The sequence below is a fragment of the Sphaerisporangium siamense genome (assembly GCF_014205275.1).
GTDB lineage: Bacteria > Actinomycetota > Actinomycetes > Streptosporangiales > Streptosporangiaceae > Sphaerisporangium > Sphaerisporangium siamense.
The window spans coordinates 7,237,781-7,259,597 of sequence record NZ_JACHND010000001.1 but is presented as its reverse complement, the minus strand read 5'-3'; the positions used below and the strand labels follow the sequence as shown (position 1 = coordinate 7,259,597).

At 72.9% G+C, this 21,817-nt stretch carries 17 protein-coding genes; 10 read left to right on the top strand and 7 right to left on the bottom strand.

All coding sequences use genetic code 11. The features are described from left to right. Window positions 1-21 precede the first annotated feature (21 nt). Both BJ982_RS33060 and BJ982_RS33055 read right to left on the bottom strand, forming a co-directional pair. Complete coding sequence (locus BJ982_RS33060) at window positions 22-621, bottom strand: STAS domain-containing protein (RefSeq protein WP_184886591.1); 600 nt, start codon at window positions 619-621, stop codon at window positions 22-24. Window positions 622-784: 163 nt separating this feature from the next. Further along, window positions 785-5,443, bottom strand: a complete 4,659-nt coding sequence (locus BJ982_RS33055; RefSeq protein ID WP_184886589.1) for a CHAT domain-containing tetratricopeptide repeat protein — start codon at window positions 5,441-5,443, stop codon at window positions 785-787. Between the two features lie 210 nt (window positions 5,444-5,653). On the opposite strand from BJ982_RS33055, the gene BJ982_RS33050 reads away from it, so the two are divergent. The 7 genes from BJ982_RS33050 (at window position 5,654) to BJ982_RS33020 (ending at window position 13,428) form a co-directional block, all read left to right on the top strand. Further along, a complete protein-coding gene (locus BJ982_RS33050; RefSeq protein WP_184886587.1) occupies window positions 5,654-7,975 on the top strand; it encodes a xanthine dehydrogenase family protein molybdopterin-binding subunit in 2,322 nt (773 codons plus the stop codon). A gap of 99 nt (window positions 7,976-8,074) precedes the next feature. Further along, window positions 8,075-8,626 (top strand): DUF2243 domain-containing protein, encoded by a 552-nt coding sequence (locus tag BJ982_RS33045; protein WP_184886585.1) that lies wholly within the window; start codon window positions 8,075-8,077, stop codon window positions 8,624-8,626. After that, the gene (locus BJ982_RS33040; RefSeq protein WP_239122865.1) at window positions 8,623-9,411 is read left to right on the top strand and encodes a cytochrome c oxidase assembly protein; all 789 of its coding nucleotides are present in this window, start codon (window positions 8,623-8,625) and stop codon (window positions 9,409-9,411) included. The genes BJ982_RS33045 and BJ982_RS33040 overlap by 4 nt, the downstream gene beginning before the upstream one ends. Before the next feature lie 35 nt (window positions 9,412-9,446). After that, window positions 9,447-9,992: a cysteine hydrolase family protein gene (locus BJ982_RS33035; RefSeq protein WP_184886583.1), complete on the top strand. Its 546-nt coding sequence runs from the start codon at window positions 9,447-9,449 to the stop codon at window positions 9,990-9,992. Window positions 9,993-10,094: 102 nt separating this feature from the next. Beyond that, entirely contained in the window at window positions 10,095-11,747 is a 1,653-nt protein-coding gene (locus BJ982_RS33030) for a catalase (RefSeq protein WP_184886581.1), read from the top strand. A 171-nt stretch (window positions 11,748-11,918) separates the two neighbouring features. After that, a complete protein-coding gene (locus BJ982_RS33025; RefSeq protein WP_184886579.1) occupies window positions 11,919-12,995 on the top strand; it encodes a YihY/virulence factor BrkB family protein in 1,077 nt (358 codons plus the stop codon). Between the two features lie 10 nt (window positions 12,996-13,005). Continuing rightward, window positions 13,006-13,428, top strand: a complete 423-nt coding sequence (locus BJ982_RS33020; RefSeq protein WP_184886577.1) for a PH domain-containing protein — start codon at window positions 13,006-13,008, stop codon at window positions 13,426-13,428. Here BJ982_RS33020 and BJ982_RS33015 read toward each other — a convergent pair. Next, the gene (locus BJ982_RS33015; protein ID WP_184886575.1) at window positions 13,407-14,141 is read right to left on the bottom strand and encodes a MerR family transcriptional regulator; all 735 of its coding nucleotides are present in this window, start codon (window positions 14,139-14,141) and stop codon (window positions 13,407-13,409) included. The genes BJ982_RS33020 and BJ982_RS33015 overlap by 22 nt on opposite strands. 116 nt (window positions 14,142-14,257) lie before the next feature. Between BJ982_RS33015 and BJ982_RS33010 the strand changes: the two genes are divergently transcribed. Further along, window positions 14,258-14,416 carry a hypothetical protein gene (locus BJ982_RS33010; RefSeq protein ID WP_184886573.1) on the top strand — a complete coding sequence of 53 codons (159 nt, stop codon included), beginning with the start codon at window positions 14,258-14,260 and terminating at the stop codon, window positions 14,414-14,416. A gap of 166 nt (window positions 14,417-14,582) precedes the next feature. Then, window positions 14,583-16,769: an MMPL family transporter gene (locus tag BJ982_RS33005; protein WP_184886571.1), complete on the top strand. Its 2,187-nt coding sequence runs from the start codon at window positions 14,583-14,585 to the stop codon at window positions 16,767-16,769. Between the two features lie 238 nt (window positions 16,770-17,007). Here the strand turns inward: BJ982_RS33005 and BJ982_RS33000 are convergent, their stop codons facing one another. Both BJ982_RS33000 and BJ982_RS32995 read right to left on the bottom strand, forming a co-directional pair. Beyond that, the gene (locus BJ982_RS33000; protein WP_239122864.1) at window positions 17,008-17,439 is read right to left on the bottom strand and encodes a nucleoside deaminase; all 432 of its coding nucleotides are present in this window, start codon (window positions 17,437-17,439) and stop codon (window positions 17,008-17,010) included. A gap of 119 nt (window positions 17,440-17,558) precedes the next feature. After that, on the bottom strand, window positions 17,559-18,389 hold the full coding sequence (locus tag BJ982_RS32995; RefSeq protein WP_184886569.1) for an LLM class flavin-dependent oxidoreductase: 831 nt from the start codon (window positions 18,387-18,389) through the stop codon (window positions 17,559-17,561). A gap of 92 nt (window positions 18,390-18,481) precedes the next feature. Here BJ982_RS32995 and BJ982_RS32990 point away from each other — a divergent pair, with 92 nt between their 5' ends. Then, window positions 18,482-18,961: an Lrp/AsnC family transcriptional regulator gene (locus BJ982_RS32990; protein ID WP_184886566.1), complete on the top strand. Its 480-nt coding sequence runs from the start codon at window positions 18,482-18,484 to the stop codon at window positions 18,959-18,961. Window positions 18,962-19,049: 88 nt separating this feature from the next. Here the strand turns inward: BJ982_RS32990 and BJ982_RS32985 are convergent, their stop codons facing one another. Then, a complete protein-coding gene (locus BJ982_RS32985) occupies window positions 19,050-19,556 on the bottom strand; it encodes a flavoprotein (RefSeq protein ID WP_239122879.1) in 507 nt (168 codons plus the stop codon). A gap of 265 nt (window positions 19,557-19,821) precedes the next feature. After that, entirely contained in the window at window positions 19,822-21,387 is a 1,566-nt protein-coding gene (locus BJ982_RS32980) for an SMI1/KNR4 family protein (protein WP_184886562.1), read from the bottom strand. Between the last annotated feature and the right edge of the window lie 430 nt (window positions 21,388-21,817).

The following is a 21,817-nucleotide window of genomic DNA, read 5'->3' as shown; positions in this document are numbered from 1 at the left end:
CCGCGGCGCGTCAGGTGTCGCTCACGCGACCGGGGCGGCCGGGTCGACGGGCGGCGAGTCGTGGCGTACGTCCAGGGCGGGCGCGACTGGTGGAGAAGACGCGCTCACGGGCGCGGCGACCGGGGCGTCCGGGGCAACGCCCGCGCCCACGGGGGATGGGAGCGGGCCGTCCGGCAGCGTGTCCGGAGGGACGGCCGCGGCCATGGGGAAGGGGAGCGGGCCGTCCGGCAGCGCGTCGTCCGGGACGGTGGAGGCGCGAACCTGGCGCAGGGCGTCCCCGAGGCTGTCGTGCAGGTCGAACACGTTGTTCAGGCCGGTGATCGTGAGCACCCGCAGGACTCCGCCGTGGACGCCGCTGAGCAGGAAGGTGCGGCCCGTGCTCTGACTGCGCCGCAGCGTGGCGATCAGCTCGCTCAGCCCCACGGAGTCGCAGAAGGTCACCTGATCGAGGTCCAGCACGAATGGCATGCCAGGCGGGGATTCCCACACGGGGGCGAGTCCGGCGCGTAGCAGTGGCGCGGCGGTGAAGTCCAGCTCGCCGCGCAGGTGAACGACCAGCGCGGCGTCCCGTGCCTCGGACACGAGGGTGAGGCCCGGCGGCGGGTCTGTCTCGAAGTGCATGTCAGCTCCTTCAGCCTGCAGGTTTCAGGGCAGGCACGACACCCTTCCTACCAGTTCTGCCGCGTGCGTAACGCCCTCGGTGTCCCCTGCGCGCGAAAGACCGCGTGCGCGGCCGTCCGCGGCGGTGAACGAGCGACCGCTCAAGCGCGGGTGACCCCGGCGGTCAGGCGCCGGCGTGGACGTGGGCCGCCCAGAGAGACGGGGCGGAGGGGAACCTGTCGCGGACCGTCCGGACGGCACGGTGCAGCGCGTGGGCGGCGAGCCCGGTGTCCAGGACCCCCGCGCCGGCGTCCAGGGCCGCGTAGAACGCGCCGGTGATCTCGACGGCGATCCGGTCGTTGATCTCCCAGAGGGTTCCGATCACGTGCGGGAACCCGGCGAGCTGGAACGCCGACGCCAGGTGGATGGCCTCGTCGGACAGGGAGGCGACCGTGGTCACGGCGGTGCCGCACGCGGACAGGTAGGCCAGCCGGGCGTGGTCGAGCGCGACCGGGGCGAGGCCCGCCACGCTGAGCGGGTCCTGCTCGTGGTCGTGGAGGAGCAGTCTGCTCTGCGAGGGATCCGCGGGGTCGGCGTGCCCGTGGCAGGCGAAGTGCGCGATGCCGGCGCCGGGCAGGTGGGCGAGGACGTTGGCCTTGGTCGCCACCCCCTCGGCGGGCAGCCCGGGTGCGGGCTCGGCCAGCAGCACGGGCCGTGGCAGGCGTGCCTGTAACAGGCGTACCTCGGCGGGCACGTTCGGCAGGACGCCCCGTCCCGGCAGGCCCGGCGTGGACGGCATGGCCACGATCAATGCGAACCCCGGCTCCGACGGCCGTCCCGGGCCTTGAGCCTGACGGTCCCAGCCCGGCCACCCCGTCCGTGCGTCCCGGCCCGGGGAGCCGGAGGGGGTGGGGTGGGTGTGGCGGCGGGCGTGGCGGAGGGCGGTGATGGTGGGGGTGTAGGAGGAGATGACGCGGTCCATCACCGTGCGGCGGCCGGGGCCGGGCGGGTCGGTGTGGTGGCCGGCGGCGTGCACGGGCAGCAGGCCCAGGAGTCCTCCCGGCGCCCACCAGACCCGGGGCCAGTTCCGGCCGGGGCCCGGGGCCGCGTCGTACCCCAGCGCGGACAGCACCGGCTCGGCCGCGGCCTCCCACAGCCATTCCAGGGTCTCGCGCAGCGTCGTCTGCGCCTCGGCCCGCCGGTCGGGCGGTGTCGCGCCGGCCGTGACGGCGCGCAGGGCCCGGTGGAAGGCGACGACCCTGTCGATCACCGTGTCGTGGGTGAGGGCGGGCAGCGGCAGGGCGGTGATCCCGTCGCGGGTGAGGAGGAGGGCGTCGCTGCGGTGCTCGCTGACGTTCAACGCCACCACGGGCCCGTCCTCGGCCTGGGCCAGGAGTTCCTCGGTGGTGGGCGGCAGCGCGAAGGACCCGAGGCCGTCCAGGCCGCGGATCTCCTCCAGCACGGCGGCGAACTCGGCGGTGAGACGACGACGATCACGAGCGGCCCGCGCGAAGGCCCGCGCCACCGCCCCTTCCCCGCGTCCCCCGTGCTCCCACAAGCTCGCCTCCCCGAGTTCCCCTCCGCCCCCCACGACCGCCTCCACGGGGCCCGCGCCGTCCCGCACGACCACCAGGTCCGCTGTGTCCGACGTGACCGGCTCCACCAGGCCGCCGTCCTCCATCACGGTGACCTCCGCGAGGGCATCGCCTTCCGGGGGGATGGGGGCGGGGGTGGGGTCGGCCGGGGGCCGGTCGAGGAGGTCGCGGAGGCGGACGAACTCGCCGGCGAGGTCGGGGCGGCGTTCGCGCAGGTCGGTGAGGTCGCTGCGTGTGTTGAGTGCCTGGCTGAGCAGGACGGCGCGCGCCGATTCCAGCAGGCTCAGCGCCCGCGCCGCCGCCCGGTCCGCGGGGGCGTCCGGGTCGGCCAGGGCGAGGGCCGCCGCGTCGGCGGCGAGCCCGGCGAACCTGCCCAGCGCGTACTGCTGGTCGGACCGCTCCAGGTACCGCGGCGCGAGCTCCGGCAGCAGCCGCACCGCCTCCTCCAGCAGGTCGGCCGCCCGCCCCGGCCGGGATGCCGCGACCAGCTCCGCGCCCGCGCGGCCCGCCCGGACGCGGTCGGAGGGCGGGGCCGTCACGGTGCGGGCCGCCCGCTCGTACGCCGACAGCGCCTCGTCCAGGTCGGCGGGGTCGCCGGCGCGGCGGAACCGTTCCCGCAGCGTGGCGCCCAGGTTGATCAGGCACTGGACGCGGTTGGTGTGCCCCTCGGGCGCGGTCTCGGCGGCCAGGCGGACGACCTGGACGGCCTCGTCCCCGTCGGCCGGATTCCCGGTGCGGGTGAAGCGGGACCGCAGCGCGCTGCCCAGGTTGGTCAGGTACATGGGCCGGTTGGGGTGGCCGGCGGGCGCGGAGGCGACCGCCTGGCGGGCGGCCACGACGGCCGCGTCCAGGTCGGCGGGCCGCTCGCCCACCTCGAACCTGACGACGAGGGTGATCCCGAGGTTGGTGAGGTAGATGGGCCGGTTGGGGTGGTCGCCGGGCGCGGCCTCGGCCGCCTGGCGGGCGAACTCGACGGCCTCGTCCAGGTCGGACGTCGTCCGGGTGCGCACCGCGCGGCCCCGCAGGGAGACGCTGAGGTTGGAGAGGTACATCGGACGGTTCGGGTGGCCTGCGGGTGTGGCGTCCACGGCCCGGCGCCCGGCCGTGATGGCCTCGTCCAGGTCTGCGCGTTCCCCGGACCATTCGAACCGGATCCGGAGGCTGCCGCCGAGGTTGGACAGGAACAACGCCAGCGCGGGGTGGTCGCCGGGGGTGGCGTCCACGGCCCGGCGCCCGATCTCGATGGACTCGTCCAGGTCGGCCTGGGCGCCGGAGCGTTGGAACCGGATCCACAGGGCGCTGCCCAGATTGCCGAGGAAACGGGCGAGGTAAGGGTGGTCGGCGGGGGTCTCCGCCAGGGCGCGCCGCCCCGCCGCGATCGCCTCGTCCAGGTCGGACGCCGCTCCGGTGTGCACGTACCGCATGCGCAGGCCGTTGCCGAGGCTGGACAGGTACAGGGCGAGGTTCGGATGCCCGGCGGGCACCAGTTCCAGCGCCCGGGTGAGGACGGCGATGGCCTGGTCGACGTCGCGCCGCTGCCCGCTCCGCTCGTACCGGCTCCACAGGGCGCTGCCGAGGTTGCCGAGGAACATCGGCAGGTTCGGGTCGCCGCCGGACGTCGTCGCCACCGCGCGTTCCAGGACGGCGACCGCCTCGTCGACGTCGGTGAGCGCGCCGGTGCGCGCGAACCTGACCAGCAGCGCGCCGCCGAGGTTGCCCAGGTGCATCGGCAGCGCGGCGTGGCCGCCGGGGGTGGCGCCGACCGCGCGCCGCAGGACGGCCACCGCCTCGTCCCCGTCGGCGAGGTCCCCGGCGCGTTCGAACCGGAGGCGCAGGGCGTTGCCGAGGTTGGACAGGTAGCTTCCCCGGTTGGGGTCCTCGGCGGAGGAGAGGTGGTAGGCGCGCCGGCCGGTGTCGATCGCGGCGTCCAGGTCGGCCTGGACGCCTTTCCTCTCGTACCTGGCGCGCAGCGCGTTGCCCAGCCCCGACAGGTGGGCGGCGGCGAACGGGCCGCCGTCCGCCGAGGCGCGCACGCCCTCGTCCAGGGCGGCCACCGCCTCGTCGAGGTCCGCCTCGTCCCCGTTGCGCTCGTACCGGCTCCACAGCGCGTTGCCGAGGCCGAACAGGCTCACGCCGCGCAGCGGGCTGCCGGGCGGGGCCGCCTCGACCGCGGCGCGCGCGGCCTCGGTGGCGGCCTCCAGGTCGGCGTCGTCCCCGGTGCGCCCGAACCGGCCCCACAGCGCGCCGCTCAGGTTGGTGAGGTAGGTGCCCCTGTTGGGGTGGTCGGCGGGGGTGGCGTCCACCGCCCGGCGCACGGCGGCGATCGCCTGCTCCACGTCGCCGGTCGCGCCGGTGCGGGCGAAGCGGCCGAGCAGCAGGTTGGCCAGGTTGGACAGGCACATGGCGAGGCTCGGATGATCGGCGGGGCAGCTCTCCACCGCCTGGCGCCCGGCCTCGACGGCGGCGTCCAAGTCCGCGGGGTCGCCGGCCGCGCCGTACCGGAGGCCGAGCGCGTTGCCGAGGTTGGACAGGAAAAGAGACCGGTCCGCGTGATCGGCGGGGACGGCCTCCACCGTGCGGCGGCAGATGTCGATCGCGGAGTCCAGGTCGGCGCGCGCTCCCGTGCGGCCGTACCGGGCCTGGAGCGCGACGCCCAGGGTGCTCAGGTTCAGCGGATGCTCGGGGACCCCGGGAGGAAGGCCCCGCGCCGCCTCCCTGCAGATCTCCACCGCCTCCTCCAGGTCGTCGGCCGACCCGGTGCGCTCGTAGCGCATCCGCAGCGTGTCGCCCAGGGCGGCCAGGTACGACGGACGGCGGGGGTGGCCGGCGGGGGTGGCGTCCACGATGCGGCGCCACACGGCGACGGCGGCGTCCATCGCCTCCGGGTCCGCCGCGACGAGCACCCTTTCCCGGATGAGCGACGTCACCATGGGGACGGCGCGCTCGGCCAGCACCGGCAGCAGCTCCTCGGGCAGGTCGGGAACGCCGAAGACCAGGCACGGCGTGAGCATGACCAGCGCCTTGTCCAGGTCCTCCTGGTCCGCGCCCTCGGGCAGGGCGAGGTGGCGCAGCCAGTGCGCCGCGCCCACCAGGTACAGGGCCTCCACGTCGGGCTCCCGCAGGATCTCGGCCAGCTCGCGCGCGTCCGCGGCGACGACGGGGTCCAGCGCGAGGGAGAGGTCCTCCGCGGCGATCACGTGCTCCAGGCGGGCGCGTAACGCCTGGACGAGCTCATCGCGCCGGGACATTCGCTTCTCCTCGTCGGCCCCACGGGGCCCGGTCAGGCGGATCGGCGGCGAACGGCCGCGCGGGGTCAAGTTCCGTGCGAAGCCACGTCCGGATCGTACCTCCGGAGACCCCGCCGCGACCGGTGTGACGACCGGCCGAACCATCCGGCGGGAGGCGACGGGACGGGGAGCCTCCTTGGCTCACGAGGGCGCGGCGTTCAGAATCGGCGTATGCCTGACCGCCCTCCGTACGTCGGTGCCCCTACTCCGCGCCGCGAGGACGCCCGATTACTCACCGGGGGAGGGCGGTTCATCGCGAACGTCCGCCTCCACGGCATGGCGCACGCGGTGGTGGCGCGCAGCCCGGTGGCGCACGGCCGGCTGACGCGCTGCGACGTCGCCGCCGCCAGGGCCGCTCCCGGGGTGCTCGACGTGATCACCCCGCCGGACGCGGCCCACGTCCGCCTGCCCTGCGTCACGCTCGCCCCCGGCCAGCCGCTGACGTCCTACCCGGTGGCCGACGAGGTCGTCCGGTACGCCGGGCAGCCGGTCGTGGTCGTGGTCGCCGCCACCGAGGCCGAGGCGCACGACGCCGCGGCCCTGGTGGACCTGCGCTTCGACGAGCTGCCCGCCGTCGTCGGCGTCGACCGGGCGCTGGACGCCGACGCCCCGCTGCTGTACCCGGAGTGGGGGACCAACCTGGTCACCGACTTCCCGCTCGGCGACCCCGACTGCGAGGACGCCATCGCCGGGGCCGCGCACGTCGTCGAGATGACCTTCCGGATCGGCCGCGCCGCGCCGAGCCCCGTGGAGCCGCGCGGCCTGGTGGCCTCCTTCGAGGACGGCGCGCTCACCGTGCGTGCCGCCACGCAGGCCCCGCACCACATGCGCGACCACGCCGCCGAGGCGCTCGGCCTGTCCTTCGACAAGGTGCGGGTGATCGGCGGGGACGTCGGCGGCGGCTTCGGCGGCAAGGAGCACCTCTACCCCGACGAGGCGCTGATCTGCCTGGCCGCGATCCGCCTCGGCCGTCCCGTGCGGTGGGTCGAGTCGCGGACCGACCACCTGACGGCCAGCCTGCCCGCCCGCGACGCCGTCCACCGCGCCCGGCTGGCCCTGGACGACGACGGCCGCTTCGTCGCGCTGCACTGCGACGTCCTCGGCGACCTCGGCGCGCACCCGTCCAACGTCGGCATCTCGCCGATCGCGGTCTCGGCCGTGACGCTGCCCGGCCCGTACCGGATCGGGCGGGTGGGGGCGCGGGTGCGCGGCGTCGTCACGACCACCACGCCCACCGGCTCCTACCGCGGGTTCGGCCAGCCGGAGGCGACGTTCACCCGCGAGCGCCTGGTGGACGAGGCCGCGCGGCGGCTCGGCCTGGACCCGGTCGAGCTGCGGCTGCGCAACCTGGTCCGCCCCTCCGACATGCCGTTCCCCACCAGGACCGGCCAGGTGTACGACTCGGGCGACTATCCCCGCGCGCTGCGGGAGCTGCGCGACCTGGTGGACGGCGCGCCGCCCCGGCCCCAGGACGGGCGCAGGCGCGCGGTCGGGTACTCCTTCCACGTCGAGGCGACCGGCATGGGGCCGTCGATGGAGATGAAGGCGGCGGGCATCCAGGCGGGCGGCTTCGAGACGGCGGTGCTGCGCCTGGAGCCGGACGCCTCGCTCGTCGTGTCCAGCGGGGTCGCGGGCATGGGGCAGGGCATCGAGACGACCCTCGCCCAGCTCGCCGCCGACGAGGTCGGCGTGCCGCTGGAGAGCGTGCGGGTGCTGCTCGGCGACACCGCCGTCACGCCGTACTCCTCCATCGGGTCCATCGCCAGCCGCTCGCTGACCGTCGGCGGCGGCGCGCTGATCCGCGCGGCGGAGCGCCTGCGCGACAAGATCGTGACCATCGCCGCCGACCGGCTGGAGGTCGCCGCCGAGGACCTCGAGATCGTCGGCGGCGCGGTGCGCGTCAAGGGCGACCCGGTGGCGCACGTCACGCTGCGCGAGGTCGCCGCCTCGGCCTGGCGCGGCTGGGACCTGCCCGAGGGCGTCGCGCCCGGCCTGGAGGAACGGGCCACCTACGACCCGCCGGGCTACGTCTACGCCTACGGCGCGCACGCCGCCGCCGTCGCCGTGGACCCCGAGACCGGGGCCGTGGAGGTGGAGGGGTACTGGGTGGTCAACGACTGCGGCGTCGTGGTCAACCCGGCGATCGTCGAGGGGCAGCTCCGCGGCGGCGTCGCCCAGGGGATCGGCATGGCGCTGACCGAGGAGGTCGCCTACGCAGAAGAGGGCGGGCCGCCCGCCGAGTACCTGCCGCCCACCACGCGCGAGGTGCCCGCCGTCGAGGTCCGCCTCCTGGTCACGCCCTCGCCGCGCACGCCGGGCGGCATGAAGGGGGTGGGGGAGGCCGGGACGGTGAGCCCGCCCGCCGCGGTGGGCAACGCCGTCGCGGCGGCGCTCCCCGAGATCGCGGACGCGATCACGGCGACGCCCGTCACCCCGCTGGCGATCTGGACAGCACTCTGCGGGCGCCGTCCAGACCCCTCCCGGTCCGAATAATCGCGTCGCTTAGCCGACGCTCCCGCCGGGCACGGTCCGAGTGGCGGCGGCGCGGTCAATGGGGATCGCGCCCCCCTACGGGCCCTGCAGGGAGGGACCATGGTGACGGACACCGCGGGACGACGGGAGCTCGCGCTGCCCGGGATCGTCCTCGGCGTGGGGATGGGCGGCTTCGTGGACGGCATCGTGCTGCACCAGGTGCTCCAGTGGCACCACATGCTGAGCAGCACCGACACCGACAACATTGGAGTGAGGTACTACTCGCCCCACACCGTGTCCGGCCTGGAGATGAACACGCTGTGGGACGGGCTGTTCCACGTGGTCACCTGGATCGCCGTGCTGGCCGGCCTCGGCCTGCTGTACTCGCGGGTCACGCACTCACGCGGGCGGGTGTGGCGGTCGCGGGCGCTGTGGGGGTGGGGCCTGGTCGGCTGGGGCCTGTTCAACCTGGTCGAGGGCGTCGCCGATCACCACCTGCTCGGCATCCACCACGTCCGCGGCGGCCCCTATCAGACGTGGTGGGACATCGGGTTCCTGGTCCTCGGCGCGCTGCTCGTCGCCGGAGGGCTCGCGCTCCAGCGCGGCGCGCCCCCGCTGGACCTGTGCGCGGACCCGCCCGGGCTGGAGCGCGACTCCGTGCTGGAGGCGTGAGCCCCGTGCACGGGACGCATCACGGCGGCGACGGGTGGACGACGGCCGCCGCCGCCCTGGTCATCGCGATGGCCGGCCTCTACGTCACGGCGGCCGTGGCGCGCCGCGCGGAGCCGCGCGGCTGGAGCGGGCTCAGGACGGCGAGCTTCGCCGCGGGGGCCGCGCTGCTGGCGGCCGGCCTGCTGCCCCCGGTGTCCACGTTCGCCGCGCACGACTTCCGCGGGCACATGCTCCAGCACCTGCTGGTCGGCATGCTGGCCCCGCTCGGGCTGGTGCTCGGCGCGCCGGTCACGCTGCTGCTGCGGTCGCTGCCGCCCCGGGGCGCGCGGGCGGTGGGCCGCGTGCTGCGCGGCCGGGTCGCGCACGTCCTGGCCGGCCCCTGGGTGGCGCTCGCGCTCAGCGTGGGCGGCATGGCGGCGCTGTACGCCACGCCGCTGTACGAGGCCGTCGCGGCGTATCCGATCCTCCACCACCTGCTGCACGCGCACTTCCTGCTGTCCGGATGCCTGTTCGCCTGGGCGATCGCCGGCCCTGACCCCGGGCCGCGCAGGCCGTCGGTCCCGCACCGGCTCGTCGTGCTCGGCGTGGCCGTGGCCGCGCACGCCACGGTGGCGCAGCTCATGTACGCGGGCCTGCTGCCGCTGGCCGTCCCCGCGGCGCAGCTGCGCGGCGCCGCCGAGATCATGTACTACGGCGGGGACGCGGCCGAGCTGCTGCTGGCCCTGGCCATGGTCGCCACCTGGCGTCCGGCCCGCCGCCGCGTCCCGGCGGTCCGTCCCGCCTGAGGCGTCCCACGGAGCGCGGTGGGCATGGGGGGACCATGGGAACCACCGCGCTCATCGTGATCGACATGCTCAGCCCATATACGCACGAGGACGTCGAACTGCTGGAGAAGTCGGCGGAACGGGTGGTGCCGCCGCTGGCCCGGCTGGTCCGGCGCGCCCACGAGCGGGACGACATCGAGCTGATCTACGTCAACGACAACTACGGGGACTTCACCGCGACCCGGGAGGAGATCGAGGACCGCGCCCGCAAGGGCCGCAGGCCCGACCTGGTGGAGCCGCTGCTGCCGCCGCCGGGCTGCGCGTTCCTGCCCAAGGTGCGGCACAGCGCCTTCTTCGGCACCCCGCTGGAGTACCTGCTGGCCCAGCGCCGGGTGGAGACCGTGCTGCTCACCGGGCAGGTCACCGAGCAGTGCGTCCTCTACACCGCGCTGGACGCCTACGTCCGCCACTACGCGGTCCGCGTCCCGGAGGACTGCGTGGCCCACATCCACCCCGACCTCGCCGAGGCCGCGCTGACGATGATGAGGCGCAACATGCGCGCCGAGATCACCACGTCGCGGGAGTGCTTGGATCTGACGTGACATCCATCACGTCAGGGACATTTGACGCGCCCTTGAGCTTTGACGTGCGTCATCCCGGATAGGGATCGCAGACCGTGACCGTCACAGGAGGGAGCCGTCGTCATGACGGACGTGTCGAGCATCGGACCGCGATCCGGCGACGATCGCCCGGTGCTGACCAACCGGCAGGGCCACCGCATCTACGACAACCAGAACCAGCGGACGGTCGGCGCGCGTGGCCCGGCCACGCTGGAGAACTACCAGTTCCTGGAGAAGATCAGCCACTTCGACCGCGAGCGCATCCCCGAGCGCGTCGTGCACGCGCGCGGCGTCACGGCGTACGGGTTCTTCGAGGCGACCGGCCACCTCGGGGACGAGCCGATCGCCCGCTACACCCGCGCCGCGCCGTTCCGCGGCCCGGGCAAGCGCACCGACGTGGCGGTGCGGTTCTCGACGGTCATCGGCGGGCGTGACTCCTCCGAGGCCGCCCGCGACCCGCGCGGCTTCGCCGTCAAGTTCTACACCGAGGACGGCAACTGGGACCTGGTCGGCAACAACCTCGCGGTGTTCTTCATCCGGGACGCCATCAAGTTCCCCGACGTCATCCATGCGCTGAAGCCCGACCCGGTGACCTTCCGCCAGGAGCCGAACCGGATCTTCGACTTCATGTCGCAGACGCCCGAGTGCATGCACATGCTGGTCAACCTGTTCAGCCCGCGCGGCATCCCCGCCGACTACCGCCACATGCAGGGGTTCGGCGTGAACACCTACAAGTGGGTGAACGAGCGCGGGGAGACGCACCTGGTCAAGTACCACTGGATCCCCAAGCAGGGCGTCAGGAGCATGACCGAGGAGGACGCCGCGGCCGTCCAGGCGGGCGACCTCGGGCACGCCACCAAGGACCTCCAGGACGCGATCGACCGCGGCGACCACCCCGAGTGGGAGCTGCGCGTGCAGATCATGACCGACGAGGAGCACCCGGAACTCGACTTCGACCCGCTCGACGACACCAAGGTGTGGCCGGAGAACGAGTTTCCCGCGCTGCCGGTCGGCCGGCTGGTCCTGGACAGCAACGTGCGGAACTTCTTCGCCGAGAACGAGCAGATCGCGTTCGGCACGGGCGTGCTGATCGACGGGCTGGACTTCTCCGACGACAAGATGCTCGTCGGGCGCACGTTCTCCTACAGCGACACCCAGCGCTACCGCGTCGGGCCGAACTACCTCCAGCTCCCGGTGAACCAGGCGAAGAACGCCGAGGTGCGCACCAACCAGCGCGACGGCCAGATGACCTACCACGTGGACGGGGAGGGCGAGAACCCGCACGTCAACTACGAGCCCTCCATCACCGGAGGGCTGCGGGAGGATCAGTACCCGACCGAGGACGAGCAGGGGCCGGTCATCACCGGGCGGCTCACGCGTAAGCGCATCCCGCGCGCCAACGACTACCTGCAGGCCGGGCAGCGCTACCTGCTGATGGAGCAGTGGGAGCGCGACGACCTCGTCCGCAACTTCGTCACGCTGCTCTCGCAGTGCGCGCGGCCGATACAGGAGCGCATGGTGTGGCACCTGCTGCTGGTCGAGGACGAGCTCGGCCTGCGCGTGGGGGAGGGCCTCGGCATCGCGCCGGAGGACGTCGCCCACCTGGAGCCGCTGGCGAGCCAGGACCTGACCGAGGAGGACCGCAAGCGGCTGTCCAACCTCGGCAAGAACGGCCCGCGCGACGTGACGGGGCTGTCGATGACGCACTGCGTGCCCAACGAGCGCCATACCCCGTAAGGACACGGGCACGTCCGGCGCGTCTCGGCGCGCCGCGACATCCCATCCGCGGGCACGCCGGACGCCGCCGCCCTTCCCGGGGCGGCGGCGTCGTCGTGCCGGGCGGCGTTTGGCGCAGGGAGGCCCGGGAAGCGGCCGGGAACGGCGTTTCTTGCGAAAGTGGTGCATTGCATGGCTACACACGACGTGGCGCGGGCGAAGGTGTCGGCCCGCGCGCCGCGAGGGCCCTTCGACCTGTCGGGACGCTCCTGGCGATCGGTGCTGAAGCGCACCGTGAAGGAGTTCCAGGAGGACAAGGTCACCGACTGGGCGGCCGCGCTCACCTACTACGCGGTCCTGTCGATGTTCCCGGCGCTGCTCGCCGCGGTCTCCCTGCTCGGCCTGTTCGGCGAGTCCGCGACCCGGCCGCTGGTGGACAACCTCGCGGCGGTCGCCCCCGGCCCGGCCCGGGAGATCATCGACGGCGTGCTGCGCGCCCTGCAGGACAGCCCGCGCGCCGCGGGCATCACCACGATCATCGGCATCGCGGTCGCGCTGTGGTCCGCCTCGGGGTACGTCGGGGCGTTCATGCGCGCGTCCAACGTCATGTACGAGATGCCGGAAGGGCGCCCGATCTGGAAGACGCTGCCGCTGCGCCTGGCCATCACCGCCGTCCTGGTCGTCCTGATGGCGGTGGGCGCGGTGGCGGTGGTCTTCACCGGCGGGCTCGCCGAGCAGGCCGGGCGGCTGCTGGGCCTCGGGGACACCGCGGTCACGGTGTGGGGCGTCGCCAAGTGGCCGGTGCTCGTGCTCGTCGTCATGGCGGTCCTGGCCCTGCTCTACTGGGCGGCGCCGAACGTCAGCCAGCCGGGGCTGCGCTGGATCACGCCCGGCAGCACGCTGGCCGTCGTGCTGTGGATCGCGGCCTCGGCCGCGTTCGGCTTCTACGTCGCCAACTTCGCCTCCTACAGCAAGACCTACGCCGCGCTGGCCGGGGTCATCGTCTTCCTGGTCTGGCTGTGGATCACCAACATCGCCGTGCTGCTCGGCGTGGAGTTCGACGCGGAACTGGCCAGGGGGCGGGCCATCGCCACCGGCCACCCCGCCGGCGAGGAGCCGTACATGGAGCCGCGCGACACCCGCAAGATCCCGGACGAGGACGAAGCCAAGGACGGGGCCAAGGACCGAGACGGGAGCGAAGCCAAGGACGGAGCCGGGCCGGGGGACGGCGCGGGGGAGAAGCCGCCCGCGCCGGAGCCCGGGCGGTAGCGTACGGGGTATGACCGGCATATCCCGGCAGGCCCGGCAGTGGAGGGTCCGGCGTGATTTCACCATCCTCAAGTGGACGGCCGCGGCGGCGTTCTGCGTGCTCGGCGTCGTCGCCGGGGACGTCCGCGCCCTGATCCTCTGCGCGGGCGGCGCGCTGCTGCTCGGCGGGTTCGCCCTGCACGACGTGGTGGCGCCGGTGCGGCTCGCCGCCGACGACCAGGGGCTGACGGTGGTGACCGGGCTCGCCCGGCGCCGGCGGCTGCCGTGGCCGGACGTCACCGGCATCCGCGTGGCGCGCACCGCGCGTTACGGGCTGAGCTGGGAGCTTCTGGAGATCGAGACCACCGAGAGCCTGCACCTCTTCTCGTCCTTCGAGCTCGGCACCTCCTGCATGGCCGCCGCCGACGAGCTCTACCGCCTCCGGCCCGCCTGACCCTCGGACGGCGCGGTGGGCTTGCCGGACGTGTCCTGGCCGGAAGGCGTGGTGGGCTTCTCGGGCGTACCGTTCGGAGCCGGGCGCTCCTGGGCCGCGGCTCCGTAGGAGGCGTCCTCCTGGGCGAACCTGCGCAGCGCGCTGAAGACGACGTCGCCGAGCGCCGTCCAGATCACCGCGGTCTCCAGCAGCGTGTCGGGGTCGTGTTCCTGCCGGAGCTGCGCCAGGTCGGCCTCGGCCACCTGCCGCGCCGCCCGCGCGTAGCCGTCAAGCAGCTTGAGCTGGTCGGTCTGGCCCAGCCGGAACAGCGTGGCGAGGGCGGATGCGAGGGTCTGGCGGGCGGGGTTGGTGGCGCGGACCCGCCAGCCGAGCCGCTCGATCAGCTCGTCGGTGTGCCGGGTGGCGGCCTCCCACGCCTCGTCCTCGATCACCGGGCGCGGGGTGACCATGGCGAACTGCGCCTTGCCCGCCGAGTCGAGCACGCTCATGCCGGGCCCGTACATCTTGGCCAGGACCTCGCGGGTGGCGGCGACGCTGAGCCCGCCGACCTCGATGAGGGCCCTGACCAGCCGGAGGCGGCGGACGTGCGCCTCGGTGTACTGGGCCTGGTTGTGGCTGGTGCGCTCGCCCGGGAAGAGGAGGCCCTCGCGTAGGTAGTACTTGATCGTGGGCACGGGTACGTCCGCGCGGCGGCTCAGCTCGGCGATGCGCATGGTCCTCCCTCGGGCCCGATCCCTGAGAGCCCCTTGCGCAGTCTAGCGAAGAGATAGTAGACAGTTCTCATATCCATATTGCGATCCATATTGCGGCGGCGCGGGAGGTGATCGACGTGGAGTATCGGCCCTTCGGGCGGACCGGCCTCAAGGTCAGCCCCATCCGCCTCGGCGCCATGGGCGACGTGCCGCCCGGCGTGACCCTCAACCCGGCCGACGGCGGGTGGCGCCCTCCGTCCCTGGCCGTCCCTCCGCCGCAGGAGGTGACGCTCTAGACCGGCGCCGGCGGCGGTTCGGGCCCGTGGCACCCCGTTCCGTCGCCGGCGCCTTTTCGTCCGAGATATAGATAGTGATGAGTTCTACTATTCATGTTGCATCCGATCATCCCGCGAGGCGCACCGCCCCTCACCGGCGCTGCGTGTCCGCTTCCGAGGAGATGAAATGTTCGCGAAACTAGGGCGGTTCGCCGCCGGACATCGGTTATGGGTCCTCGCGGCCGCCGTCCTGTTCGTCGTCATCGGCGGCGCGTGGGGCTCGGGCGCCGGCGGCATCCTCGGCGGAGGCGCCGGCCTGGACGCGCCCGGCAGCGAATCCGCCCAGGCCAACCGCATCCTCGCCGGCACCCTCGGCCGGCACGTCCCCGACGTCGTCGTCATCTACGAGAGCCCGGCCATGACCGTGGACGACCCGCGCTTCCGCCAGGCCGTCGAGCAGGTCGCCGCCCGCGTCCCCAAGGACGCCTACGTGCGGCTGGAGACCTACTGGTCCACCGGCTCCGCCGACTTCGTGTCCCGCGACAAGCACAAGACCTACCTCGCCCTCCAGCTCCCCGGGGCCACGGAAGAGGAACAGGTCGTGGTGTACCGGAACATCGCCGGCCTGTTCGACGCCCCCGGCCTGACCGAGCGCACCGGCGGGCTCACCGCCATCGGGGAGCAGTTCAACACCATCAACTCCCGCGACCTGTCCCGGGCCGAGCTGATCTCCTTCCCCTTCCTGATCATCCTGCTCCTGCTGGTGTTCCGCGGGGTCGTCGCGGCGGCGCTGCCCCTGGCCGTCGCGGTCGTCGTCGCCGTCGGCTCCCTCAGCGTGCTGCGCGTGGTCGGCGGGATCGTCGACCTGTCCACGGCGGCCATCAACGTCGTGGTCATCCTCGGCCTCGGCCTCGCCACCGACTACGCGCTGCTCATCCTCACCCGGTTCCGCGAAGAGCTCGCGGCCGGGCGCACCGTCGACGACGCGGTGTCCCGCGCCATGGGCTCCGCCGGCCGCACGGTGGCTGTCTCCGGCCTGACCGTGGCCGTCACGCTCGGCGGCCTCGTCGTCTTTCCCTCCCGCTTCCTCACCTCGCTCGCCTACTCCGGCGTGGCCGTCGTCCTGTTCGCCGTCATCGCCGCGCTCACCGTGCTGCCGGCGCTGCTGCGCCTCATCGGCCGCAGGGTCGACGCGCTGCGCCTGCCGCTGCCATGGCTCCGGGGCGACCGCCCGCAGGGGCGGCGCTGGTACCGCGTCGCGCACGGCGTCATGCGCAGGCCGTTCACCGTCGTCCTGGCCGTCGGGCTCGCGCTCGTCACGCTCGGCCTGCCGTTGCTCGGCGTCGTCTGGTCGCGGCCGGGGGAATGGGCGATGCCGGGCGACGTCGACGGGGCCGCGGCCACCCGGCAGCTCGCCGAGGAGTTCCCCTACGACCCGACCAAGGTCGTCACGACCGTGGTCCGCATGCCAGGCCCGGCCACCGCGCCCGGCGCCCAGGCGGCGCTGGCCGACTTCGCCGGGCGGCTCGGCCGGATCGACGGAGTGGACCGCGCCGCGGTGACCGGCGCCTCGGGGAACCTGGCCCGGATCACGCTCGGCTACTCCATGAGCTCCTACGGCGCGGAGATGCGGGAGGTCGTCGCGAAGCTGCGCGCCGAGCCCCCGCCCGCCGGCGCCACCGCGCTGTTCACCAACCGGCCCGCGTCCATCGCCGACATGCTGGACATGATCGGCCGCGGGCTGCCCTGGATGCTGCTCATCGTCGTCGTGGTCACGTTCGTGGTGATGTTCCTGGCCTTCGGGTCGGTCACGCTGCCGCTCAAGTCGATCGTCATGAACCTGTTGTCCCTGTCGGCCGCCTTCGGCGCGATGGTGCTGATCTTCCAGAACGGCTTCCTGTCCGGCCTCCTCGGCTTCACCGCGCCCGGGTTCCTCGACGCCAACATGCCCGTCCTCATCGGGGCGGTCTCGTTCGGGCTGGCCATGGACTACGAGGTGTTCATGCTGGCGAGGATCCGCGAGGAGTATCTGCGCACCGGCGACCCCGTCGAGTCGGTGGCGCTCGGCGTCCGGCACACCGCGGGCGTCATCACCGCCGCCGCGCTCCTGCTCGGCGTCGTCCTGGCGGCGTTCGTCACCACCAGCATCACGGTGATCAAGATGATCGGGGTCGGCTCGGTCATCGCGCTGCTCGTCGACGCCACGATCGTCCGCGGCCTGCTGGTCCCGGCCACCATGCGCCTCCTTGGCCGCCACGCCTGGTGGTCCCCCGAGCCCCTGGCCCGCTGGTGGCTTCACCACGGCCTCCCGGAGGAATCCGCTGCCGCACCACCGCCCGCGCCGCGTCCCGCGAGCACGTCGGCGCGGGTGTGATGGCACCTATGACGAAAGGACGCTGGAGTGAACCCGGTAAGTCGGGATATCGACTGCAAGTCCGAATAAGTGAAGGAATCCTGGATTAGGACGAAAAGTCCGAAAGGCTGGGGGAGGGTCCATCGATTACGGGAAGCCGTAGAGCGGGGGAGGGCCGGACCTGTCGGGGGCCCGGCCCTTCCCAACCCTTCCCTGCCCGGCCCTTCGGCACCCGGTCGGCGGCGGTCCTTCGACGCCGTCAGTAATAGCCGTCGACGGGGACGCGTGCCTCGTCGAACAGGCCCGGCCCGTCGTGCGGCACCTGCGGGAAGCCGGGAGCACCGGGCCGCTTCAGCGAGTTGAGCTGCTCGGTGGACAGCGCGAACACCACGCGACCGAGTCCTGACCGCTCGATCGCGCCGGTGCACATCCCGCACGGCTGGCAGCTCGTGTACATGGTCGTGGCCGCGGCCGTACCGGGGTCCAGCTCGCGCGCCGCCCACCTCGCCAGCTTCAGCTCGGGGTGGGCGGTGATATCGCCGTCCGAGAGCGAGGTGTTCCGCTCCTCGGCCAGCACCTCCCCGTCCGCCCCCACCAGCAGCGACCCGAACGGCGGATTCCCCGCCGCCCGCGCCTCCCCGGCCAACTCCACGGCCCTTCGCAACAGCCGCTCCTCATCCTGCGTCATCATCACTCCATTCCTGGCCCGACGAACTGGCGACGATCTCCACGCGACGAGCCTCCGATCCTGTGGCCGTCATCGGTCTGGGCGCGCGGTCTGTGCGGGTGGGGGGCTGAGTACTTGGGCGCTCATCGGGACAGGTGGGCGGACACGGTGGCCAGAGCCTGCCAGGCGACCTCCGGGGTGCCCGTCTCCGCCGGGTCACCGGTGTACGGGTCCAGCACGACGGTCTCGGCCCCGAGGGCGCGTAGTTCCTCCAGATCGGCCAGTACCTGCGCGATCGTTCCCTCGCCCGCGAGCCGCTCCGGACCCGTCACGGGCGAGCCGGTGATCCGCAGGATGATCCGGGGTACGAGCGCCGGAGCCGGCTCCCCTCCGAGGATCGCGTCCACGCGCCCCAGCTTCTCGCGCAGCCAGGGGAGAGTGAACCGCAATGGATGCCAGGCGTCCCCCAGGCGCGCCGCCCGGCGCAAAGCCGCGTCGCTGTTCCCGCCGACCAGGAGCGGGATCCGTCCGGCACGGTAGCCCTCCTCCCGCCACGCCTCCCGCAGCGTACGCAGCAGCTCGTCCGTGAGCGCCCCGCGCCGCTCGAACGGCGCCCCGAGCGCCTCGAACTCCTCATGCGCCCACCCCGCCCCCACGCCGAGCACCAACCGCCCGCCGCTGAGGTCGTTCAGGTTGGCGGCCATGCGGGCGACCAGCAGCGGGTGCCGGTACGGCGCGACGAGCACCGTGGTCCCGAGCAGCACCCGGCTCGTGACGCCGGCCAGATAGGACAGGGTGGTGAACGGCTCGTAGAACGGCTCGGGGTACTGCGCGGCCACGTCCGGCGTCACCACGACATGGTCGGACACCATCAGCAGGTCGAACCCCAGCCCTTCGACGGTCCGCGCCCAACGCCGGAGCGCCTCCGGGCTGGTACCGGGTCCGAAATTCGGAACGTTGACGCCTGTTCGCACTGGTCAAGGCTATCGAGGGGCCGAATCACCGGGAAGTGGCACATCCCTGCCGGAACCCCTATTCACCGGGAAAGTCCCGGTATATTCGCCCAATGGCCGAGAATCTCGACGCGACCGACTGGGCCATCCTCGTCGAGCTCCAGCGAGACGGCCGCGTCCCTCTCACCGAACTGGCCCGCCGGGTCAACCTCGGCGCCTCCGCGACCACCGAGCGGGTCAGGAGGCTGGAGGCCGCGGGCGTCATCACCGGCTACCGCGCCGACGTCGACCTGGCCAAGGCGGGCTTCCCCATCCTGGCCGTCGTACGGCTGAAATACCCCGGCAGCAGGCACGAGCCCCTGCGCCGCCTGCTGGAAGAGCGCCACGAGATCCTGGAGTGCCTGCGCACCACCGGCGACGACTGCTACACCCTCAAGATCGCCGCCACCTCCATGCCCCACCTGGAACACCTCGTGGACGAACTCGCCCAGTTCGGCAGCACCACCACCAACATCGTCTACACCCGAACCCTCCCCTACCGAGGCCCCCACCCTCCCACCCACAGAGATCACCAACGGCCTGCCGCCTCCTGACGATCGCGCGGCGCGAAATGGCGTCCGACGGGCCAGGGCCGAGTTCACGAGGGCCATGACCACCATGAGGACGCGCCGTCTGGTGACCTCACCGAGGTGCGCGCGGGTCGGTCGTGCGGAGGGCGGCGAGGGCGAGGTGCCAGGGGTAAGGGGCGGTGGGTCCGTTGGCGGTGGGGGATTCCTCAGGGCCGAGGATCACGTGGACGCCTTCCGCGCGCAGTTCCTCGACGCTTCTGCGGAACGGCGCCCGCTGGGCCAGGGCCGAGTTCACGAGGGCCATGACCACCACGGGGATACCGAGTCCGGGAGCCTCGGCGAGAAGGCCCAGGGCGTAGGTGTCGGCGATCCCCTGGGCGAACTTGTTCACCGTGTTGTACGTGGCGGGCGCGACGATGATCGCGTCGGCCCGGGGCGGCTTCGGCTCATTCGGCGTGCGGTAACGACTCTTCACCGGACGGCCGGTCTGCCGCTCCAGCGCGGGAACATCGATGAAGTCCAGCGCCGACGGCGTGGCCACCATCTGAACCGTCCACCCGTCCCCCTGAGCCCGCGCCACCAACTCTCCAACGCCAGACGCGGCACCGGCCGCACACACGACGACATAAAGCACACCACTCACCGGCCCACTCCCACCCGCTCGCGCACGCTCCTGCCTGTTCAGCTTCCCGTACGGCGCCGCTGGTTCTCCGCACGGACTCTTGCCTGCCGGGCTTTCCGTACACACCACGCTTCAGAGCACCATGCGTGGTGCTGCGAGCCAGAACCCCATCCCCGTGTGGGGCGTGTCCGGTCCCTCGACTGAGGGCGCGGCACCGGCCGTACGGGCTGGGTGGGGGAGTTCATGGATGAGCAACGGGTCGCTAGCGGGGGTTTCTCGTGCTCTTCCAATCGAGTTCGCCCTTCTTCACCGTCGGGCGCCAGCCCCGGATAGGCCGGCCGGTCTCCAGGGAGCGGGCGGTGGCCTTCAGTAATGCCAGGTATGACGGCCAGACGTCGTCCCCTTCGAAGGTCAGCCCGGACTCGTTGTAGTACTCGCCCGTCTTGCCGGTGCGGGTGTCGATGAAGAGGTAGCCCCCGTCGTGCGCGTCGGCGAACGGGATGAGGTGACCGTCCCACCAGGTGCCGACCATCTCCTCCGGCCCGCCGAGAAGGAAATCGCAGAGCATCTTCCATCCCGCCCGGGTGTCTTTGGCCGACATGAGGTCATAGAACGGCGCGGGTCCGAACCCCCATTCTCCCGAGCCGTCATGGCGCAGAAGCGAGGCGCGCAGATCGTCGGGGAACCGCAGGCCCATGGCGGCCTCCGCCTTCGCGATGTCGAGGGGGCGGGCCGGGGGAGTGAGGGTCTTGTAGGTGACAGGGGCCTTCCGGGCCAGCCACCGCTCGATACGCCGCCAGACCGTGGCGACCCGCGCGGTGACCGCCGGATCCGGCACGCGGACGACGGGAGCACGGCGTCCGGGCAGGCACCCGCTGGCACGGGCCTGCGCGGGTGAGAGCTTTTCTGGCGTCGGTGCCACGGTGGGTGTGGGAGACGGCGACGGCCGGGCGCCGCCCGCGCACCCCCCGGGCAGGGACTCGGCCGGCTCATCGGCCCACCGCAGCTCGCAGCCCGAGGTGACGGTGGGGTACCAGTCGCGCAGCGCCGCACCGCTTTCCAGTGACCGCGCGAGCTCCTCCAGCATGGCGACATAGGACGGCCAGCCCATGGGGCCGTCGTACCGAAGGCTCCCGCCCGACGGCGATTCCCCGACCCGCCCGCTGCGCGGTTCGACGAAGAGTTCCGCTCCGTGGCTGTCGCTGCCGACCGGCATCAGGGTGCCGTGCCATGTCCCGTGCTCGGGATCGGCGTTCTCCCGCACCCCTTCGAGAACGAGATCCTGGCACCGCCCCCAGTTGATGTAGTCGATCTCGGCCAGGCCGAGAAGCCCGTACGACGGCGGCAACGGGAACCCCTCCCCGAGGTTGCCGTCGGCGCCGTCGTGCCGCAGGTAGGAAGCGTAAAGATCGTCGGGCAGCCTGCGATCGTGGTCGTCCTCCCAGCGGGCGACCCGCTCGGGTTCGACGGGGAACCGCAGCTTGCGCAGTGTCGCCGAGGCGTGCGCGCCCAGCCATCTCTCGATGCGGTCCCACGCCCGCCCGACCCGCGCCGCCACGGCCGCGTCCGGCACGCGCGGAAGATACGACGGCTCGTCCATGGCTTGTGTATCGATCACCACGCCCGCCCCGTCCCCCGACCCCGCCCCCGCATCGTCCTCGAAGTCGGAGTCCGCCCCGGGCGAGCGGTCCGGGTCGTCGTCGTCCCAGACGATGGGCTCGCAACCCGCGGCCCTGGCCTCCTCCGCGGTGAACGCCTGCGCCCGTATCTCGGCCTCGGACTGAGGGTCGTCGCAACTCACGGAGACGGACGTCCCGACGGAACTCATGGAGCACATCACGCTGTCACCGACCACGGCCGCACCCACCGCCGTCCAGCCCAGAAGCAGCACAATGACGGCCACCGCCGCGACGCCCCGCCGCACCCCATTTCCAAGCACCCCGGCACCCTACAGACCCGCACCGACATTCATTCGCGCTTCACAAAACCCGTCGAACCCGCCAAACAACCCGAAAAACAGAAGTATCCGGCTTTGTTCGACGAACCGCGAAGCCCGCCGTCTCCCCGCCCGGCCAATGAAACACACTGCCCGGAAATGTCTCCAGGCGACCACGACGCGTGATCATGCCAAGAACCGCTGCCGCACGGCCCGGCGAAGCGCCATCGGGCGTACCCGAGCGCATTCACGCGACTGCGGCCCGCGACATATCGGCCGCTCGTGGTTCCCGCCCCGCGAAGCACCGTCCGCATGAAGCGCC

Bases quoted from the DNA above. Each gene is read 5' to 3' on its own strand.
- BJ982_RS33035 (WP_184886583.1), top strand. From the start codon at position 9,447: ATGGGAACCACCGCGCTCATCGTGATCGACATGCTCAGCCCATATACG.
- BJ982_RS32990 (WP_184886566.1), top strand. From the start codon at position 18,482: ATGGCCGAGAATCTCGACGCGACCGACTGGGCCATCCTCGTCGAGCTC.
- BJ982_RS32980 (WP_184886562.1), bottom strand. From the start codon at position 21,387: ATGAGTTCCGTCGGGACGTCCGTCTCCGTGAGTTGCGACGACCCTCAG.
- BJ982_RS33025 (WP_184886579.1), top strand. From the start codon at position 11,919: ATGGCTACACACGACGTGGCGCGGGCGAAGGTGTCGGCCCGCGCGCCG.
- BJ982_RS33000 (WP_239122864.1), bottom strand. From the start codon at position 17,439: ATGATGACGCAGGATGAGGAGCGGCTGTTGCGAAGGGCCGTGGAGTTG.
- BJ982_RS33020 (WP_184886577.1), top strand. From the start codon at position 13,006: ATGACCGGCATATCCCGGCAGGCCCGGCAGTGGAGGGTCCGGCGTGAT.
- BJ982_RS33050 (WP_184886587.1), top strand. From the start codon at position 5,654: ATGCCTGACCGCCCTCCGTACGTCGGTGCCCCTACTCCGCGCCGCGAG.
- BJ982_RS33015 (WP_184886575.1), bottom strand. From the start codon at position 14,141: ATGCGCATCGCCGAGCTGAGCCGCCGCGCGGACGTACCCGTGCCCACG.
- BJ982_RS33055 (WP_184886589.1), bottom strand. From the start codon at position 5,443: ATGTCCCGGCGCGATGAGCTCGTCCAGGCGTTACGCGCCCGCCTGGAG.
- BJ982_RS33005 (WP_184886571.1), top strand. From the start codon at position 14,583: ATGTTCGCGAAACTAGGGCGGTTCGCCGCCGGACATCGGTTATGGGTC.
- BJ982_RS33060 (WP_184886591.1), bottom strand. From the start codon at position 621: ATGCACTTCGAGACAGACCCGCCGCCGGGCCTCACCCTCGTGTCCGAG.
- BJ982_RS33045 (WP_184886585.1), top strand. From the start codon at position 8,075: ATGGTGACGGACACCGCGGGACGACGGGAGCTCGCGCTGCCCGGGATC.
- BJ982_RS33030 (WP_184886581.1), top strand. From the start codon at position 10,095: ATGACGGACGTGTCGAGCATCGGACCGCGATCCGGCGACGATCGCCCG.